Source organism: Fibrella forsythiae (genome assembly GCF_017353175.1).
Lineage (GTDB): Bacteria > Bacteroidota > Bacteroidia > Cytophagales > Spirosomataceae > Fibrella > Fibrella forsythiae.
Genome location: NZ_JAFMYW010000010.1, coordinates 194,191 through 212,962, shown reverse-complemented (window position 1 = coordinate 212,962; position 18,772 = coordinate 194,191). Strand labels below are relative to the sequence as shown.

14 protein-coding genes are annotated in these 18,772 nt (G+C 54.4%); 10 read left to right on the top strand and 4 right to left on the bottom strand.

The annotated features are described in order from the left end of the window. The first annotated feature begins 41 nt into the window (after positions 1–41). The 7 genes from J2I46_RS26810 to J2I46_RS26780 all read left to right on the top strand — a co-directional run bounded on the left by J2I46_RS26810 (position 42) and on the right by J2I46_RS26780 (position 11,009). The gene (locus tag J2I46_RS26810) at positions 42–3,068 is read left to right on the top strand and encodes a SusC/RagA family TonB-linked outer membrane protein (RefSeq protein ID WP_207332171.1); all 3,027 of its coding nucleotides are present in this window, start codon (positions 42–44) and stop codon (positions 3,066–3,068) included. A gap of 13 nt (positions 3,069–3,081) precedes the next feature. After that, a complete protein-coding gene (locus tag J2I46_RS26805; protein WP_207332170.1) occupies positions 3,082–4,617 on the top strand; it encodes a RagB/SusD family nutrient uptake outer membrane protein in 1,536 nt (511 codons plus the stop codon). 162 nt (positions 4,618–4,779) lie between these two features. Next, positions 4,780–5,682: a LamG-like jellyroll fold domain-containing protein gene (locus tag J2I46_RS26800; protein ID WP_207332169.1), complete on the top strand. Its 903-nt coding sequence runs from the start codon at positions 4,780–4,782 to the stop codon at positions 5,680–5,682. A gap of 107 nt (positions 5,683–5,789) precedes the next feature. Continuing rightward, positions 5,790–7,457, top strand: coding sequence for a glucoamylase family protein (locus J2I46_RS26795; protein WP_229379967.1), 1,668 nt, complete (start codon positions 5,790–5,792; stop codon positions 7,455–7,457). Between the two features lie 149 nt (positions 7,458–7,606). Continuing rightward, positions 7,607–8,977 (top strand): glucoamylase family protein, encoded by a 1,371-nt coding sequence (locus J2I46_RS26790; RefSeq protein ID WP_207332167.1) that lies wholly within the window; start codon positions 7,607–7,609, stop codon positions 8,975–8,977. Between the two features lie 117 nt (positions 8,978–9,094). Next, the gene (locus J2I46_RS26785) at positions 9,095–9,535 is read left to right on the top strand and encodes a VOC family protein (protein ID WP_207332166.1); all 441 of its coding nucleotides are present in this window, start codon (positions 9,095–9,097) and stop codon (positions 9,533–9,535) included. Positions 9,536–9,761: 226 nt separating this feature from the next. Further along, positions 9,762–11,009, top strand: coding sequence for a glycosyltransferase family 1 protein (locus J2I46_RS26780; RefSeq protein WP_207332165.1), 1,248 nt, complete (start codon positions 9,762–9,764; stop codon positions 11,007–11,009). A 77-nt stretch (positions 11,010–11,086) separates the two neighbouring features. Here J2I46_RS26780 and J2I46_RS26775 read toward each other — a convergent pair whose 3' ends face one another. After that, positions 11,087–12,721 carry an NFACT RNA binding domain-containing protein gene (locus J2I46_RS26775; RefSeq protein ID WP_207332164.1) on the bottom strand — a complete coding sequence of 545 codons (1,635 nt, stop codon included), beginning with the start codon at positions 12,719–12,721 and terminating at the stop codon, positions 11,087–11,089. A gap of 169 nt (positions 12,722–12,890) precedes the next feature. On the opposite strand from J2I46_RS26775, the gene J2I46_RS26770 reads away from it, so the two are divergent. Next, positions 12,891–13,139, top strand: a complete 249-nt coding sequence (locus J2I46_RS26770; RefSeq protein ID WP_207332163.1) for a hypothetical protein — start codon at positions 12,891–12,893, stop codon at positions 13,137–13,139. 50 nt (positions 13,140–13,189) lie between these two features. Here J2I46_RS26770 and J2I46_RS26765 read toward each other — a convergent pair whose 3' ends face one another. After that, positions 13,190–15,430 carry a S9 family peptidase gene (locus J2I46_RS26765; RefSeq protein WP_207332162.1) on the bottom strand — a complete coding sequence of 747 codons (2,241 nt, stop codon included), beginning with the start codon at positions 15,428–15,430 and terminating at the stop codon, positions 13,190–13,192. A gap of 174 nt (positions 15,431–15,604) precedes the next feature. On the opposite strand from J2I46_RS26765, the gene J2I46_RS26760 reads away from it, so the two are divergent. Then, entirely contained in the window at positions 15,605–16,036 is a 432-nt protein-coding gene (locus tag J2I46_RS26760; protein ID WP_207332161.1) for a hypothetical protein, read from the top strand. Positions 16,037–16,109: 73 nt separating this feature from the next. On the opposite strand, the gene J2I46_RS26755 is transcribed toward J2I46_RS26760, so the two are convergent. Then, positions 16,110–17,201 carry a cytochrome-c peroxidase gene (locus J2I46_RS26755; RefSeq protein WP_310589087.1) on the bottom strand — a complete coding sequence of 364 codons (1,092 nt, stop codon included), beginning with the start codon at positions 17,199–17,201 and terminating at the stop codon, positions 16,110–16,112. Positions 17,202–17,224: 23 nt separating this feature from the next. Then, positions 17,225–18,052 (bottom strand): MbnP family protein, encoded by an 828-nt coding sequence (locus J2I46_RS26750; protein WP_207332160.1) that lies wholly within the window; start codon positions 18,050–18,052, stop codon positions 17,225–17,227. A gap of 226 nt (positions 18,053–18,278) precedes the next feature. Between J2I46_RS26750 and J2I46_RS26745 the strand changes: the two genes are divergently transcribed. After that, positions 18,279–18,704, top strand: coding sequence for a LytR/AlgR family response regulator transcription factor (locus J2I46_RS26745; protein WP_229379966.1), 426 nt, complete (start codon positions 18,279–18,281; stop codon positions 18,702–18,704). Positions 18,705–18,772: the final 68 nt, after the last annotated feature.

Below are 18,772 nucleotides of genomic sequence, written 5' to 3'. Positions count from 1 at the left end.
TACACGCCTACACATCGCGCCACAGCTGACCTCGACACCCTATGAGACACTTTTCAGATAAACGCAAAACGGTAGCAACCACGCTGCTGGCCCTACTGCTTTTTCTACAGGTATTCGCCACCTACGCCCAGACAGCCACGATTCGTGTCACTGGTAACGTCACGGAGAAATCGACTAACGCTGGTTTACCCGGCGTAACCGTTCAGGTTAAGGGAACCACCTTAGGCACCACCACCGACGGCGCAGGTACGTATACGATTCAGGCTGCCAGCGATGCCATCCTGATCTTTTCGAGTATTGGCTACACATCACAGGAAGTAGCCGTGGGCAACCGGACCTCGATCGATGTAGCGCTGGCTGACGATAACAAAACTCTGAACGAAGTGGTTGTGGTGGGCTACGGTACGCAGCGCCGGGCCGATGTAACGGGTGCTACGGTTACCATCAAAGGCGATGAACTGGTGAAGCAACCGGTACTGACCGCCACACAGGCACTGCAGGGTAAAGCCGCTGGCGTGCAGATCATCAGCAGCGGGCAGCCGGGTAGCTCTCCCGTAGTACGGGTACGTGGTACAGGCACTGCCCTGGCCGGAACCGCCGCCCTTTTTGTCGTTGATGGCGTATTAACCGACGATATCTCCAACATTAACACCGCCGATATTACTAACGTCGATGTGCTGAAAGATGCTTCGGCCACGGCCATTTATGGTGCGCGCGGGGCTAACGGCGTTGTGATCATCACCACCAAGCGCGGTGCCTCGGGTAAGATGACCGTCAACTACTCGGGTAATGCGGGCTTCCGTTTACCGGCCAATCTGGTCACGATGGCCAACGCTACTGAGTATGCCAACTATGTCAGCACGGCCAGTGGCAACCTGGTTACCGCCGGACCAACCTCTACCGATTGGTATGGCCAGATCCTGCGCACCGGTTTTCAGCAAAACCACGGTCTGTCTATCAGTGGCGGCACCGACAAATCGACTTATTTCCTGAGCGCGGGTTATTTTACCGATCAGGGCATTGTTATCGACAACATCTACAAACGATTTTCGATCCGGGCAAACCAGGATTTTACGTTCAACAAAGTCGTTCGGGCAGGGTTCTCGGCTTCGTACGCCAATGGCAACAACCAGATTGCCAACCTTAATACAGCTTACAACAACGCCTACCGGGCTGCGCCGATCATTGCCTCGAAAGACGCCAATGGTAAGTATGGTAACACGTCGGTCTATCAGAACGTGGGTAACTCCGTGCTGGATATCGAGAAGAACAACAACCTCGCCATTGACAACCGCCTGCTGGGGTCGGCCTACCTCGAAATCAAACCGGTTAGCTGGCTTACCTACCGTACCAACCTCGGCGGTGACTTTGTGAACCTGAACAGCCGGGTATACAACTACCAGTTCAATAACGACACCACTACCTTCATCACTCCCGGCGGTAACCAGCGGAATCCGAACAGTAACCTGAGCGTTGGGAACACCAAAACATTCCACTGGACGTTTGATAATCTACTGACGTTCAACAAGCAGATCGACAAACATTCGCTGACCGTACTGGTTGGTACCACGGCCGAGCAATACACGCTGACCAGCGTCACGGCCTTCCGGAAGGACGTACCTGCCGCGCAGAACCTCTGGTATATCGGAACGGGTAATGCCAACACCTCGACCAACGATGGTACCGGCGATAAGTACACCCGCAACTCGTACCTCAGTCGGATCAATTACAACTACAACGACAAGTACCTGCTTACGGCCACCCTCCGGGCCGACGGTTCATCACGGTTTCCGAGCCAGAATCGCTGGGGGTATTTCCCGTCGGTGGGTGCGGGCTGGCTCATCTCCAACGAGTCGTTCATGCAGAGCCAGCACATCTTCGATCTGCTGAAACTCCGGGGCAGTTGGGGACGCGTAGGCAATGACCGTATTCCATCAGATTCCTACACCGTCACCGTTCAACCAAATCTGGCCTATCCATTCGGCGGCGGTGTGGCAACGCCCGGCAGCGCCATTACGCAGATCAAAGACCCGAACCTGAAATGGGAAACCACCGAAGAGTTTGATCTGGGCCTCGAATTTTCAGCCCTGAAAGGTCGGTTGACCGGTGAGGTTAACTACTACGACAAAAAAGCCCGCGACCTGCTCATCAACGTAAAAGTCCCTTCTGTGGCCGGTGATGCCGACGGCGTTGTGTTAACAAATGCCGCATCGATCCGCAACCAGGGCCTGGAAGTAACCCTGAACTGGCGCGGCCGGATCAGCAACGACCTGACCTACCGAATCGGCGGCAACGCCACACTGAACAGCAATAGCGTCATTGGCCTCAATGGCGGCCAGCCTATTCTTGACGGGGGCATCGGTGCCAACCAGCAGTACACCACCCGCACAGATAATGGCCAGCCCGTTGGCAGTTTCTACGTGCTTCAGGTGCTGGGTGTTTTCCAGAACGATGCGGATGTGAACAGCTACAAAAATCCAGCGGGGCAGGTCATTCAGCCGTCGGCTGCACCCGGCGACTTTAAATACCAGGACACGAACGGCGATGGCAAAATCGACGATAACGACCGGGTGTTTGCCGGGTCGTACCAGCCCAAAGCTTACTTCGGTCTGAATCTAGGGCTGACGTACAAGAGCCTAGATTTCAGCGTCGATGTGTACGGGAACGTGGGCAACCAGGTCTATAACGGCAAGCGGGCGTTTCGTCAGAACGTGCTCGATAACGTTGAAAAAACGATGGCCTATAATCGATGGACGTCGGCCAATGGGTCGCAAACAGAGCCTGGCGCTAATAGCGGTAACCTGCCCGCGTCTACCTATTTCATCGAATCCGGGTCGTTTGCCCGCATCAACAATGCCACGCTGGGCTACAAGCTACCCCAACGCCTGACCGACAAGATTCACCTGAGCAACCTGCGTGTTTTCGCAACAGCACAAAACATCCTGACGCTGAAAAAGTACAGCGGATTCACGTCAGAGTTGGTTGGTAACCCTACCAGTCAGGGTATTGAACTGAACGCCTATCCAACGACGCAAACCTTCGCTATCGGTCTGAACGCTGGTTTTTAACCTCAACGCACCCATGCAACGCAACTTCATACTCCTATTTTTCACGGGTCTGCTCGCCATTTTGGGCGCGGTATCCTGCCAGAAAAGCTTCCTCGACGTACCTGTACAGGGGCAAGCCACCACCGCCACTGACCCGAACCTGGCCGTTAACCTGGTCACGGGCGTATATAACAGCCTCTTCAACGGCGAAGCCTTCGGCGGGGCAGGCGGCGACATTCACGGTATCAGCTTCATTGCCGCCACCAACATCATTTCTGACGATGCCGAGAAAGGCAGTACGCCCGGCGATCAGCCACCACTCGGCGACATCGACAATTTCAGCGTCACCCCCACCAATAACTTTGTGGCGGCACTCTGGAACGGGTATTACGGTGGCATTTCGCGCGCTAATCAGGCACTGGCAGCGTTACAAATTGCCTCGCTTGCACCCACAACGAAGAACCAGCTGATTGGCGAGGTGCGATTTATCCGGGCCTACTACTACTTCAACCTTGTTCGCTTCTTCGGAAAAGTGCCCAAGGTAGTGCGGGTGCCGAACGATGCCCAGGACGCCAATACCGACCCGGCGTTTCAGACGCGTGCGCCGATCGATACGATTTACAACGTGATTACGCAGGACCTGCAATTTGCCATCGACAACCTGCCGCTACGTACCCAGTCGGCGGTGGGGCATGCCAACAAGGGAGCGGCGCAGGCGCTGCTGGCGAAGATGTACCTGTATCGCAAAAACTGGCAACAGGTGCAAACGCTGACGCAGGCCGTGATCGCCTCAGGTCAGTATTCGCTCGTGCCCGACTACTCGATCATCTGGCGGTATGCCGGGGCCAACAACGCCGAATCCATCTTCGAAACGCAGAGTGGTACGTTCAACAACTCCGATATTGCCACCGCCGGTTACTGCACCTGGCAGGGACCACGCGTTGGCCCCAAAGGCGGCTGGACCGACCTCGGATTTGGCTTCGACACACCCTCGCAGGATCTGGTGAACGCCTATGAGCCCGGCGACAAGCGCAAAGCATCGACTATCATTGCCATTGACCGGACCGGCCGGGGACTGGGTACGTTGCTCTACGACGGCTTCCGGATTCCGAGCGGCGATTCAGTGCAGAATGCCTATTACAACTACAAAGCCTACGCCAGCGAAAACAAGAACGTCGAGCCTTTTCTGGGCAACCGCGACCAGAAGCAGAAAAACATCCGTCTGCTCCGCTACGCCGACGTGCTGCTTATGAACGCTGAAGCCGCCAATGAACTGGGCCAATCGGCTGCGGCGATAGCATACCTGAACCAGATTCGCACCCGCGCTGGTCTGGCCGCTACCAAAGCCACCAGCCAAACCGATCTGCGCACCGCCATCTGGAACGAACGTCGCCTGGAACTGGCCATGGAACACGACCGCTTTTTCGACCTCGTGAGGCAGGGCCGTGCCGCACAGGTGATGAAAGCGGCGGGCAAAAATTTCGTGGCGGGCAAGAACGAGTTACTACCCGTACCCAGCCTGCAAATTCAACTCAGCGGCGGCAAACTAGACCAGAACAACGGATACTGATGAGTTGCCTATTGCTCTGGCTTGGCCCCTTTAAGGTGGAACGGTCCGCCGCTGCGGGGCTACACCAGAGCAAGCAACACCATCCAAGCCAACAGCCTAATAATCAATCAATAACAGTACAGTCAAGTCTAACTTAATATTCAGTTTTAACACCGATTAATCATGAATACTACAACACAACGTACCTGGGCCATAGCGGCCCTGATGGCGGGCGCAACCCTCGTTTCATCGTGCAAAAAAGACGACACGGCTACCCTGCCTGCTATTGGTGGCTATAATAGTTCGAATGACATCGCTACGTCGAGTTTGCTAGCTCACTGGCCATTCGATGGGTCAAACAATGAGCGCATTTCGGGTACCGCCCCTTCGTCAGCTGTGAATGCCTCGTTCACAACGGGAGCCAGCGGCCAGCGTCAGGCACTGAATCTGGCCGCTGGGTACGTTGCCTTCCCAACGCCGGCAAGCCTGCTTAACCCGGCTGGTCTGCCTAGCTTCACGGTTAGCTTGTGGGTGAATGTGAAGAACACGAAAGGAGGCTCAGGCGCACCGTCGGCATTCTTTACCCTGGCCAGAGCCAACGAGTGGGCCGGGAGCGTCAATCTGTTGGCCGAAACAGGACGGTATGCTCCAACAAATGATACACTTGATGTAAAGGGCCTGCTTGTCCAAAAAGCATCTGACGGTAATGCCTCTTTCCAGGATAACGTTAACTCATCGCAGAAAGGTGGTGACCAGACTTTTAAAGCTGGCGGAAAATGGTCGCATTTCGTAGCTGTTTATGATGCCAGTACGTCTAAAATCACCCTGTATGGTAATGGCAAAAAAATAAACAACCCGGATTACGAAACCCGTATGTACAACGGAGCGCTACTTGGCAATCTGGCCCTTTACCCTGTAACCAAAGTGATCATGGGCGCATGGGGCACCAACCTGCCAGGTGGTGGTACTGCTGATAGCTGGCAGGTGCCAATGACCGGACAGCTCGATGAAGTACGTATTTATAATAAAGCGCTTCCGGCTGGTGATATTAACTCACTGTACCAACTGGAAGCAGCCGGTCGTTAATTCCTCTTTACCGTATTGCTGGCGCGTGTAGAGACGCAACACCTTGCGTCTCTACGCTTACGTATGCCTTCATACAACGTGTGCACTTTTCTTTTTCAACAATGACTATGAACGTACCCAGTCTCCTGTTCGTCCTTGCCTTGCTGGCCGGGCTTTCCTGCAAGCAACAGACCGCTACGGACCCGCTTGAATCGTTTTTCTATCGGGCGGTGCAGGTGGATGGACAATCGTCGGCAAACCAGACATTTCGGGGCGTACGGGCTACACCGATCATTACCCTATCGTTTTCGGCCCCGGTTCAGAAAGACGCGCTGGGTACGTCGGTACGGCTGACGCAGACCAGTACGGCACAGACGGTGCCGCTCTCGTACACGCTGTCGGTCGGCGATACCCTGCTTACCATCACGCCACAGCAACCGTTAAAAGCCTTCACGGCCTATACCGTCGAGGTGTTGCCCACGCTGTTGTCGCAGCGCCAAACGGCCCTCAACTCAACTATTTCCGTTAACCTGACCACTGCCCTCGACAGCACCGACAAGTTCGCCCGCATCAGCGACGACGCGCTGCTCGATCTGGTACAGAAACAGACCTTCAAGTACTTCTGGGACTTTGGCCACCCAACTTCAGGCATGGCCCGTGAGCGTAACTCTTCCGGCGATGTGGTCACCTCGGGCGGAACGGGATTTGGCGTAATGGCCATTGTGACGGCAGTCAACCGGAATTTCATTACCCGGCAGGATGGGCTGGCTCGTCTGCAAAAGATCACCAATTTTCTGGCCAACAATGCCAAACGTTATCACGGTGCGTTTCCACACTGGCTCAATGGCGCTACCGGCGCTACCATTCCGTTCAGCCAGAAAGACGACGGTGCCGACCTGGTCGAAACATCGTACCTGATGCAGGGTTTATTGACCGCCCGGCAATATTTCAACAGCTCAACCAATGCCGATGAGATTGCGCTGCGCAAGTCGATCAACGCACTTTGGGATGGCGTGGAATGGAACTGGTTCACCAAAAGCGGTGCCGAAACAAACCTGTACTGGCACTGGTCGCCCAACTACAACTGGGACATGAATCTGCCTGTCCGGGGTTGGAATGAAGCCCTGATCACCTACGTGCTGGCGGCCTCGTCAAACACCACGCCGATCAGCAAAACGGTATATGATGCCAGCTGGGCACAAAACGGCAGAATGGCCAATGGTAACAGCTATTACGGCATTAAACTGCCACTTGGCCCAGCCTACGGAGGGCCGCTCTTCTTTTCGCAATATTCGTTTCTGGGCATCAACCCCCACGACTTGAAAGACACGTATGCCGATTACTGGCAACAGAACACGGCGCACTCGCAGATCAATTACACCTACTGCAAAACCAACCCGAAAGGCTATGCTGGCTACAGCGCCGATTGTTGGGGCCTGACCGCCAGCGACCAGCAAAACGGCTATTCGGCCCACGAACCGAACAACGACAACGGCACCATTTCGCCCACGGCCGCTCTCTCCTCAATGCCTTACACGCCTACTGAGTCGATGCGGGCAATGCGCTTCTTCTATTATAAACTGGGCGACAAAATCTGGAAAGAGCAGGGCTTTGTCGACGCGTTCAATCTGACCAATATCTGGTTTGCCGATTCATTCCTGGCTATCGATCAGGGGCCCATCATTGTCATGATCGAGAACCAGCGCAGTGGTCTTCTCTGGAACCTGTTTATGAGTTGTCCCGAAGTCAAAAAAGGCATGAAAGGACTTGGGTTTACCAGTCCGAATTTGAACTAAATGCAATGGCCTGGGCGCTGACTTTGCCCCCCGCCCTTGAGGGGGCCTGCCGGCGCACGAGCCTATTCGCCGCAGACGTACTTATGCGCCAGCAGGCCCCCCCCTCAAGGGCGGGGGGCAAAGCCGACTTATACAATCCTTCTTCCGACATGAAACGTCTCTTCCTTCTTTTAACCTTCTTCGTTACCGTTGCTCAGGCTCAACCGGCCTACAAACTGACCCGTGCCGACAATGCGTTTCTGGATAGCCTTCAGCGCGACACGTTCCGGTATTTCTGGGAAACGGCCAATCCATCGAATGGTCTTATTCCCGACCGGGCACCCACGCCTTCGTTTAGTAGTGTTGCTGCCGTTGGCTTCGGCCTGACAACGTACCTGGTAGGCGTTGAGCGTGGGTACGTTACCCGAAAACAGGCCGCAGACCGAACATTGGCGACATTACGATTCTTTGCCAGCGCAGAGCAATCGGACAAGGCAACGGGCGTGACGGGTTACAAAGGCTTTTTCTACCATTTTCTGGACATGAAAACGGGAAAACGCTTCAAGCAGGTCGAACTGTCGACCATCGATACGGCCTTGCTACTGGGTGGAATCCTCAGTGCACAGACCTATTTCGACCGAAACGTACCGGAGGAAAAGGAGATCCGTATGCTGGCTGAGCAGATTTACGGCCGAACCGACTGGACCTGGTTTCAGCACAACAGTCCATTTGTGTCGATGGGGTGGCATCCCGAGAAAGGGTTCATTCCCAGCGACTGGCACGGGTATAATGAAGCCATGCTGCTTTACGTACTGGCCCTCGGTTCGCCTACCCACCCTGTTGGCTCCGACGTATGGCCAGCCTGGACAAAGGGCTACGAATGGGCAACGTTTCAGGGGCAACCCCACGTCAACTTCGATCCGTTATTTGGTCATCAGTATTCGCACGTCTGGATCGACTTCCGGGGAATCAAAGATGATTACATGACCAAGAAAGGCATCGATTATGTCGAAAACTCACGGCGGGCCACCTACGCCAACCGGGCTTACTGTCTGGCCAATCCGGATAAGTGGACCGACTACAGCGCTACGATCTGGGGCCTGACCGCCTGTGATGGCCCAAAAGACACCACGGTGGCAGGACGATCTTTCTTCTCATATCGGGCTCGTGGAGCCGCCAGCCAGCAGATCGTCGACGACGGTACCATTGCGCCAACGGCGGCAGGTGGGTCGCTGGCTTTTGCGCCCGACATTTGCCTGCCTGCGCTCCGGTCAATGAAAACCCGCTATGGTAGCAAACTATACGGTCAATATGGCTTTCGCGATGCCTTCAATCCTACGTACCGTTACCCGTCAGCTTTTGCCAACGGCCCAACCACAACCGGCTGGTTCGACGTTGATTACCTGGGTATCGACCAGGGACCAATTGTGTTGATGGCCGAAAACCTGCGAACCAATTTTGTCTGGAACCTGATGAAGAAAAACCCGCACATTCGTCGCGGGTTACAGCGGGCGGGCTTCAAGGGTGGGTGGCTGAAATGAATTTTATTCGCAGGCGTTGCTTCATAAGTAAGAAACCGGAAAGCAGCCGTTTACAGACTGATACGTACCTACAGACTTGCCAACCGGCATAAGCATTACTGACTCATGAACTTATCGATGCGTTTTATTCTCCCTCTTTTATTGCTGGCTCAACTTGCTGTTGCTCAGGATAAACTAGGCATTGTTGGCCACAACCATCTGGCCCTCCACGTGAAAGATATGGCCGTCAGCACCGCCTTCTTCCGCGACGTGATGGGTCTGAAACCGATTCCCGTACCCGAAAATCTGAAGGCCATCCGGTCATGGTTCGATCTGGGCAACGGGCAACAAATTCACTTGATGGCTGGTCGCACGGAGGAGATTATCCACGATAAAAACGCCAGCCACATTGCCCTTTTCGTCGATAATATCGACAAGTCGGAAGCATACCTGAAAGCACATAATATGACGTTCCACAAGCAAACCCGTTTCGATGGGGTGGTTCAGCTCTATTTCTCGGACCCCGATGGGTATCTGTGGGAGTTAAATCAGGGTAAAGTCGTGACCAAGGCATACTGAGCCACTTCGTGTTCCAGGCGCGCGGACCATTGCCTAAGTATCTGAAAAGCCCGGTAACATTGTCTACAGCCCTATGTTCTGGTTGTACACGCCGCCGATAGGCCGTTTGTCAATCAATACGTTTTCAGGTGTAATTATTGACTCTACGAGGAACCCTCGCTCTAGTTAAGCGTATGCCCTGTTTGAACGGGTTTGACCTTTTGTTAACCGTTTCCGTCCCCTTCTCATGAAACTTAGTGATTACTCAACGTCGTCATCTGGCGCATCAACGACCGAAAACTTGTCCAACAGTACAGCAGTCAATACCTTTTCGAATACAACAGAATTAAATAAAGTAGCCAAGCTGGGCCGGGCGACAGATGCACTGTCGAATGAGGCTGAGCTTCCCGAACACCTACTCTGTTTTTCACACCTGCGTTGGAATTTCGTGTATCAGCGACCACAGCACCTGATGAGCCGGGCCAGCCAGCAGATGACGGTCTGGTTTCTGGAAGAACCTATCTGGGGCCATGATCTACGGGTTGAGGTCCGTTCGGAAGGCGACAACCTCAAGGTAGTTGTGCCCCATATTCCGCACGGAACACCTCACCAGGAAGTGATTGCTTATCAGCGCCGGATGGTAGATCAGTTGATTGAATCAGAACGTATAGCCAACTACGTTGCCTGGTATTATACGCCTATGGCACTGCTCTTTAGCGATCATCTGACACCTACCCGCACGGTATATGACTGTATGGATGAGCTGTCGGCTTTTCTGGGTGCACCGCGCGAACTGCTCGATCAGGAAACAAGGCTGATGGGCCTTGCCGATCAGGTCTTTACCGGTGGTTACAGCCTCTACGAAGCAAAACGCACGCGCCACGCTCATGCGCACGCGTTTCCAAGCAGTATTGATTTTACCCACTTCTCGAAAGCCCGCAGCCGCCAGACCGACCCTGCCGATCAGGCGCAGATTCCGCAGCCACGCATTGGTTTTTCGGGGGTAATCGATGAGCGGTTCGACGTTGACCTCCTGCGCGATCTGGCGCAGAGCCGCCCCGACTGGCAGTTTGTTATTATCGGGCCAATCGTGAAGATCAACCCAGCTACGTTGCCGCATACGCCTAACGTTCACTACCTGGGTATGAAATCGTATAAAGATTTACCAACCTATTTCAGCGGTTGGGATGTGGCTATGCTGCCTTTCGCATTGAACGAGTCAACGAAGTTTATCAGCCCAACCAAAACGCCGGAGTATCTGGCCGCCGGTTTACCTACGGTATCAACGCCCATCCGGGATGTGGTACGTACCTATGGCGAAAAGGGCTTTACGCAGATTGCTTCAACCGCTGCCGAGTTCGAAGCCGCCATTGAAAAAGCTCTTAAGCACGAACACCCGAAAAGCTGGGAAGCCGTTGATCAGTTCCTGAACGAAAACTCGTGGGACAAGACCTGGCAGGATATGAGCAACTGTATTTCTGAAGTTAAGAGTTAAGAGCGGTCCGCCGCTGCGGTTAAGAGTTGCTCCGCTACTACACCAACTGACGTGTTTGTGAAGCAACTCTTAACCACTCACTCCCCTCTCGGAACAACCAGCACTACATCTTCTTTTTCCACCACGACCTGGCCCTCAGCCAGGCCTTTTGGTTTACGGACAAATTTTTTGGGCGTAACAATGACCGGGCAAAGGCTATCGGTACGGCGTTTTGAATACCAGGCAGCCAGTTCAGCGGCCCGTTCGATCACTGTTTTCGGAAATGGTTTGCCTGCTTTGTACTTCACCACCACATGCGACCCGCTCACGTCGCGGGCGTGTAGCCATAGGTCATCTTTATAGGCGTATCGCTGGGTGAGCAGGTCGTTATTTTTGGCATTCCGTCCAATCCGGATCACGAAGCCTTCGTACTGTACTTCCTTGAAGAGTTCGGCGGGGTCGGTACTGGCCGGGGCGTCGCCAAGAAGGCCATGTTGTTTAACGTACCTGCGCAGTTCTTTCAGCGATAGCATTGGCTCAATCAGAGCACGGTGCACCTGCAATTCCTCAATCTCCTTTTCGCGGTACTCGATCTGCTGCGTTAAGTGCTCGGCTTCGATCTTTTCATTCTTTGCTTTTCGGTAGTATCCCTCGGCGTTCCGTTGCGGCGTTTGGTCAACCTTCAGGCGAATCGTCTGGGGGCGGTTGTCGCGGTAAAAATCCTCGACGGTGATCGTTTCCGGCGAACGGCCACCGGGCAACACAGGTACGTTGTGCAGATTGGCCATCAGCAGGTTACCCAGTTCTTCATGGCTCGGACCATCATCGCGGCTGATCAGGCGTTGCAGGTTAGCATCCATCAGGGCACGGGCCCGTTTCAGGCGTTTGTCGATGAGGCGAAGCACCTCGGCGCGTTCACGTTCAACAACGTTCTGTCCATTGTAAGCGATGAAGAACCCGTTGGTAGCCTCGATCGGGTCATTCCAGGTACGTACCGGTTCAACTAAAGGCACCAGCGATAACGCCGGGTGATGCTCGAACCGAATCAGGGAATAGGTCGGCGCGTCGAGTTCACGCAGTACATCCTGCAAGAGGGCCCAGGTTACCCCGGCACCAGCCTCCTGCGCACGTTTTTCCACATAGGCACGCACCAGTTTGCCAAACGTAGGAAATAGCTTCCGGTAATCGCCCCCTGCGGCGTTGAACGCCCTTTCGCTTTGGTCGATCGGTCGATCGATGGCGTTGAGCAGCAGATTCTTATCGGCAACGAGTTTGCTATTGAATAGATCTTCAACATTGTTCTCTCTGAATATCAACAAGTTTGGTCGATTACCAAAGAATTTGAACAGCAGGGTGTAGTCGTCGGCGAGTTGGACGGCCAGGCAGCGCTCATTCAGGAAAGAACGCACCCCCAGCACCGCTTTGCCGGGCGTTTCCATACCCGGCCGGTCGGGATCGTCGCCACCTTCGTTGCCCGTCAGGTTGTTGAACAGATCAACGCTGTTGGTTCGCGCGCGGCGTACATCATCGGAAACGAGAATGCCCGAAAAGTCGGGGCGGAGAGTGACTTTAACGAAAACAGGCTTGTAATAATTGGCTTTCCCCCGCGCCTGCGCAAACGCCAGCACCACCTCGTCGCGATCCTGACTGAAACATTCCATGAAATAAAGCCCCTGCAAGCGGGCCTGAAGTACAGGAGCCAGTTGACGAAGAAAATAATAGTTGGTGTGCATAAAGAAAGGCGGACCGATGAATCGCCAAAGGTAAACAACGCGCCGGGGATGGGGGTTCTACCGGAGTGGCGGTTGGCAACGGCAGCAGACAGGTCTGGCCCAGGTACGTTACGCCGGAGCGACTGCCTGTTGCCGCTGCCAACTGCCACATTTTTAAACATCAACCGTTATGAGCAAGCAAACAACCCAGCCGACCGTCCGCGAAACCGCCGACGATACGAAGAAGTACGAACTGAACACCAATCTTCCCGACGAAGCCCAGGGCAAAACGTCGCGGGGTGTTCACAAGAGCAAGCAAAGCACAGAAGAAGACCACTCACCAGCGGGCCGTCAGCAAACGCCGGGTGGCAAAACCAAAACCGAATTAGCCGATGAGCGCGGCCCTAAAGGCCACGGACACAAGGACAAGCAGGACTAAAAAGCGTTAAAACACAAAGGGGGCTGGCCCCCTTTGTGTTTTAACGCTTTTTATTTCACTCTTCCGCTCGTATTTCCCACAAAGCGCTCGAAGAATTCGTAGATACGAAGCAATCTGTCGATACGCTGGCGAACGTTGCCGGAACGGCTCAGTTCGTGGGTAGCACCGGGCATACGTACATACTCGACCGGGCGACCCAGCACTTTCAGGCTCTTGTACATCATTTCTGACTGGATAATCCCCGTTCGCAGGTCATTTTCACCGTGTTTGATGAGCAGCGGCGTTTTGATGTTCTGCACGAACGAATAGGGCGAATTGGCGTCCAGAATAGCCTGCGCACCCGGTTCCCAGGGTAGGCCAAAGTAGTTTGGCACCAGCGCCCAGGCGTTGCCTTCGCCCATAAACGTGGTCAGATCATACACACCGCGTTGCGCAAACGCTGCTTTGAACCGGTTATCGTGCCCAACAATCCAGGCTGTCAGGTAACCGGCATATGAACCACCCGTGATGACCTGCCGCGTGGTATCGACCCACGGCTCGCGCGCAGCGGCGGTGGCAGCGGCCAGTACGTCTTCGGCCGGACCAGTGCCCCAATCGCGGTAGTTAGCCCGCTGAAATGCCTGCCCGTAGCCACCCGAACCACGCGGATTGGCAAAAACAACACCGTAGCCCTGCGCGCAGAGGTATTGCAGTTCGTGCCACATCGACGGTTCGCCGGGTCCCCACATCGCCGTTGGTCCACCATGCATATTCAGCACCAGTGGGTACGTTTTACCCTCCACGAATTTGGCCGGTTTCATGATCCAGTAGTCGACGGCCTGCCCTTTTGAATTCGTGTAAACGGCTTTTTTCGGATAACTGAGCGTTTTCCCCGTCAGCCAATCGGCATTGGGTGCCAGCATTTTCTTTGGCGAAGCGGCATCGAGCGTGGCTACGTACAGCGCCGATGGGTCAGCCACTTCTGTTTTGGCAAAGACAATATCGCCGCCACCAACATCGAAATTCGTCACGCCCGATTCGGGAGTAGTCAGCCGATCGATAGCATTGGTGCTGGTGTTTAACCGGAACAGCGGAATACCACCGTCGGCGCTGGCGGTGAAGTAGAGCGCTAATCCAGCCGCTGGGTACGTTGCCGACCGGTTGCCTCCTTTCGCCGGGCGGGTGGCAGGTACGTTGGCCCAGACAAGATTACCCGCCGCCCGGTCGAACTCCACGGTTTTCGGGTTGCTGACCGTAGTGCCCGTCAGATCAGCCACCGCTAAGTTTGGGAAGCCTACGCCCCGCGAATTACCGGCCAGATAAGCCAGTTTCAGGCCATTGGGCGAAGGGGTTGGCGCGCCAAACGACTTACCGGCTTCGCTCAACACTGGTGTTACCGTGGCAGCGCCATCAGCGGCAATTGCTACAATGGCGTTGTCGACCTCCCGGTCGGGGTGCTGGGCCGGGTCGCGGTCGGTGACGGCCAGTACCGCCTGCCCGTTTGGCAACCAGGTAGCTGCCTGGTACGACGCAAAGCCACGCGTAATGGGCTTGGGCGTGGCACCTTCGCGCACATCCACCACGTAGAGATGCGTAAAATTCATTACAGGTTCGGTGGTTGATTCGCCCTGGAAGTTCAGCCGGGTAATCACCTTGGCTTTCTTATCCTCTACATCTTTGGCCAGATACGCCCTAATCTCGGCCAGTGTTCCGTCGGGGTTAGGCTTCGGACCGTCTTTCTTCGGCAACGCATCCGCGGCCGATATGCCGGGTTTTTCCTGCGACCAAAGCGGCCCGCCCCGCCCCGGGTTCAGTAGTGTATCGGCCAGCACTTCGGGAAATGATACCGACGTGCTGAACAGAATCCGTTTCCCATCAGGCGAGAAAGCGGGGCTTCCGGCTCCGTAGGCGAGCGTAGTCAACTGATAAGCTTCACCCCCGTCGAGCGGCATCACAAACACCTGCGATTTACCCTTCACGGTTCTAGCGAATGCGATTTGCCTGCCATCCGGTGACCACACGGCCTGCCGGGCACTTTCGGTGCCGCGCGTCAGCGCTTTTGTTTCACCGGTTTGCTGGTTCATCAGATAGATATGCGTACGGTAGTCGAATTCGAGGGGTTGATCTGGCTGCGGCTCGGTCGTTGTCAGCGTGTAGAGTACCTGTTGCCGGTTGGTCGGCGATACCTGAATACCACCCACCTGTTTGATACGGGTAAGGTCGGTGACCAGCACGTTGGTCGAGGATTGGGCCACGGCAAAGGTGGCCCAGAGCAGAAGTAGTGGAAGCAGGAAGCGTTGGTGGTGTTGCATCCTGCAAGATAAACGTAAACTAGTTTCTTACCGGCACGCTTCGACTCTGGCCTGAAAAGGGATTTTTGGTCGGGCCCACTCGGTTATGCCAACTGCCCGTCCGTTTCATATATCCTGGTCATTCCAACGGTTTGCGGGCAACGTGGGTCGTGTGCTTAAAAGCAATCTCTCTGTATGAAAACGATCGGTTTACTTCTTTTTCTGTCTTTCCTGATCAGTTGTAAAGGTGGCGAACCAGAACCCGTGATTCTGGGCGACTGGCTCCTGCGTGAATCATTTTACCAGGGCTGTTTCGGCGGCGGCAGGTCTACGTTCGGGCCTGAGGATCAGCATATACTGCACTTTTCACCACCAAACCGGTATAGGGAGACAATTAAAGGCACCCTGATCGAGTCAGGTACGTTCACGCTTGCGTTGGATAAGGACAAATACACGGGAAAAGACGCCCTAGCGCTGACATTGACTCCCGAGCAATCAACCCGAAACCCAGGTACGTTATACCCGTTTAGCCAGCGGATTGACGAACTGAATAACCTGCGTCTATCTCTCAGCGACCTCTCATACAGCACAACCAGTAGCGGAGCAACCTATAGCCGCATCCGGTAAACCACCTTGAGTTTATGATCGCCCTTTCATACTGAAAAAATGCTGGCGGGTACCGGGCGCAGCAGCGCCCTGCCTACCGAAGCGGCTGCAGATCAGGGTTACTGATAAACGTGTAGTCGGTCAGCGTAAGCAGAAAGGTGATGATGTCGTTCTGCTCCTGCTGGGTCATCGGAATGCCCGGTTGCCCATTTTGTTTCAGGAGCGGATCAAGCTGCGGGCTATCCTGCACACCGGCAGCATAATGGCGCAGCACCTGCTGAAGCGTGGTAAACCGGCCGTCGTGCATATAAGGTGGCGTAAACTCGACATTGCGCAGACTGGGCACGCGGAATTTGTAGTTATCGGCCGCCTGCCCCGTAATGGCACCGCGCCCCAGGTCATCGAATTTGGCTGTAGTGAGTTTCGGTAACCCGTTATTGCGAAAGCGCTGATCGGTAAAGAACGGTTCTTTGTGGCAACCTGCGCATTTCGCCTGAAACAGCGTCAGGCCACGCTGGGCGGCATCGGGCAGGGCAGCGTCGGCTTCTTTGCGCACGTACTTGTCGTAGCCCGAATCTGACGATACCATTGTCAGCATAAACTGCGACAACGATTTCAGAAACCGCTCCGACGTGATGGAATCGGTGCCGTAAGCGGCTTTGAACAAAGGCCGGTACCGACCGCTGGCACGTACTTTTTTCAGTACATTCCCGAGCGAATCGCCCATTTCAACGGGGTTCTGTATGGGCGCAATGGGTAACAGATCGAGATCAAAAATCCCGCCATCCCAGAAAAACGTTTCCCGCCAGGCCATATTGAAAATGCCAGGTACGTTGCGGGTACCAATCTGGTCTTTGATGCCGTGGCTCAACGGATGGTCGGTATGCGAGAAGGCAGTGAACGGTGAATGGCAAAAGGCACAGGTAATTGTACCGTCTTTCGATAGGGTAGCGTCGTAGAACAACGTTCGCCCCAGCGCAACACCTTCTCTGGTCAGCGGGTTATTCGCGAAATCGTAGACCGGCGCGGGGAAGTTGGCGGGCGTTTTCCAGGGGTAAGGCGTTCCTACGGCCGTAGGCGGCTCGGGATTCACATCACCGCCCCAACTGCCTTTTGGCCCACACGATGCCACCCAAGCCCAGAGGGCTGCGCTGCAAATCAAGACAAACCAGCGGATAGAGCTCACGAATACGAACGACTTAAGCGCCTCTACCTTGATACGAAGGCAGATGCTTTAAATGAAAACATAGTAGCGTAATTACTGGCAATGGCGGCCGAAATAGGTGATACCATTACATCAGGATATGTGGCAATACGAATCGGGGTAGGGCCATCAAACAGTTTGCCTGCGTCTACATTAACCGTAACCAGCGTAGTCTCTGAAAGGACATTCCCTATCTGAACGCCCTTCCCGACGCCACTCGTTCCGGAACCAGTTAACGATACGCGAACAGTACGCAGGTTGTTGAGCGTGGGCGTCTGGTAACCGCCGAACAAGCCAATATGATACCGGAAATTGCGGTTACCAGTAGCATCGAGCGGCGCCTGCGGCGAAGTTCCTTCCATTTTCAGGTGAATATAGCCCGTATTCCAGTCCCAGTACATACCGCTGGTGTGGCTGCCGGCGGGGTCCAGCACGCCCGTGCGCTGGCCTACGTCGGCCGTATTACGCAGGCTGTCGACACCGACCATGTATTCGAGCTGTGTATACTCGCCCGCAGGTACGTTGCTGATCGTGATTTTCTGCGACGTTGAGTCGGCTTCACGAACCAGGAAATAGCTATCGTTCTGCGGAACGGTATAGGAAGAGCCATCGGCCTGAAGCAGCCGGATGTTACTGATGAAATAATCGAATCGGGTGATGGTAAACGTTTCGCCGGATTTATTCTGATACGTACCCGTACCCAACGCCAGATCACGGTTACCGACCCGGTTATCGAAAGAAAGTTGCACAGAGCCAATCTGCCTGTCTACCTCCTTCTTCTGGCAGGCCATCAATACCGATACAGTGAAAAGCAAACTGACGAAAAGGCGCATAACAAACCGTAGATTCTCCTGGTAGACTAACGCTGAATCCGGATGTCATGTTGCCATAATCAGCCATATTTAAGCCAACTTAAAGCCCCCGCCAACAGGCGATCCATAACTATTTATTTATTGAGCGGCAGTTAATATACCACGAAGTAGGTATTGACTGTCAGGCACTTTTAATGAATATTGCGCTATTACTTTCTATCTATCCACAATCTACATCATCGATTATATGAACGCGAATTCACTCGCTTCTGTCTGCTCGGGCATCGCCCCCGAGGCCCTCACACGCCTGTTTGATATGTCGGACGTCACGCTTCCATTCTGGGGCTACCGTAAGGCAATGCCTATGCACAAGATTGTGCGCCTGGAAGGGGAAGGCAATTACACGATGTTTCATTTCAGCGACGGCACCCGGCTGATGGTATCGCTGACATTGAAGAAAATGGCCAGTCGCCTGGCACCCGGTGTGTTTGCCCGGCCCCACAAGAAAAACATCGTCAATCTGATGTATCTGGATGAAGCACATCCTAACCGGCATCAACTCACGGTGCAGTTAACCAACGGCGACCGCATCGACGTATCGCGCCGTAAAGCCAGCCTTTTCTTTCAACAATTGGAAGGCTTTCAGCAAAAAGTGCAGACGCTGACCGACTAATACGGCTGCCAAAGGATTCAAGCTGATAAACAAATTGGCAGTACGCCTGCCAGGATGCCATGCTTCAA

Excerpts from the sequence above, each read along its gene's own strand:
- J2I46_RS26810 (WP_207332171.1), top strand. The coding sequence starts at position 42 with ATGAGACACTTTTCAGATAAACGCAAAACGGTAGCAACCACGCTGCTG.
- J2I46_RS26805 (WP_207332170.1), top strand. The coding sequence starts at position 3,082 with ATGCAACGCAACTTCATACTCCTATTTTTCACGGGTCTGCTCGCCATT.
- J2I46_RS26800 (WP_207332169.1), top strand. The coding sequence starts at position 4,780 with ATGAATACTACAACACAACGTACCTGGGCCATAGCGGCCCTGATGGCG.
- J2I46_RS26795 (WP_229379967.1), top strand. The coding sequence starts at position 5,790 with ATGAACGTACCCAGTCTCCTGTTCGTCCTTGCCTTGCTGGCCGGGCTT.
- J2I46_RS26790 (WP_207332167.1), top strand. The coding sequence starts at position 7,607 with ATGAAACGTCTCTTCCTTCTTTTAACCTTCTTCGTTACCGTTGCTCAG.
- J2I46_RS26785 (WP_207332166.1), top strand. The coding sequence starts at position 9,095 with ATGCGTTTTATTCTCCCTCTTTTATTGCTGGCTCAACTTGCTGTTGCT.
- J2I46_RS26780 (WP_207332165.1), top strand. The coding sequence starts at position 9,762 with ATGAAACTTAGTGATTACTCAACGTCGTCATCTGGCGCATCAACGACC.
- J2I46_RS26775 (WP_207332164.1), bottom strand. The coding sequence starts at position 12,721 with ATGCACACCAACTATTATTTTCTTCGTCAACTGGCTCCTGTACTTCAG.
- J2I46_RS26770 (WP_207332163.1), top strand. The coding sequence starts at position 12,891 with ATGAGCAAGCAAACAACCCAGCCGACCGTCCGCGAAACCGCCGACGAT.
- J2I46_RS26765 (WP_207332162.1), bottom strand. The coding sequence starts at position 15,430 with ATGCAACACCACCAACGCTTCCTGCTTCCACTACTTCTGCTCTGGGCC.
- J2I46_RS26760 (WP_207332161.1), top strand. The coding sequence starts at position 15,605 with ATGAAAACGATCGGTTTACTTCTTTTTCTGTCTTTCCTGATCAGTTGT.
- J2I46_RS26750 (WP_207332160.1), bottom strand. The coding sequence starts at position 18,052 with ATGCGCCTTTTCGTCAGTTTGCTTTTCACTGTATCGGTATTGATGGCC.
- J2I46_RS26745 (WP_229379966.1), top strand. The coding sequence starts at position 18,279 with ATGAACGCGAATTCACTCGCTTCTGTCTGCTCGGGCATCGCCCCCGAG.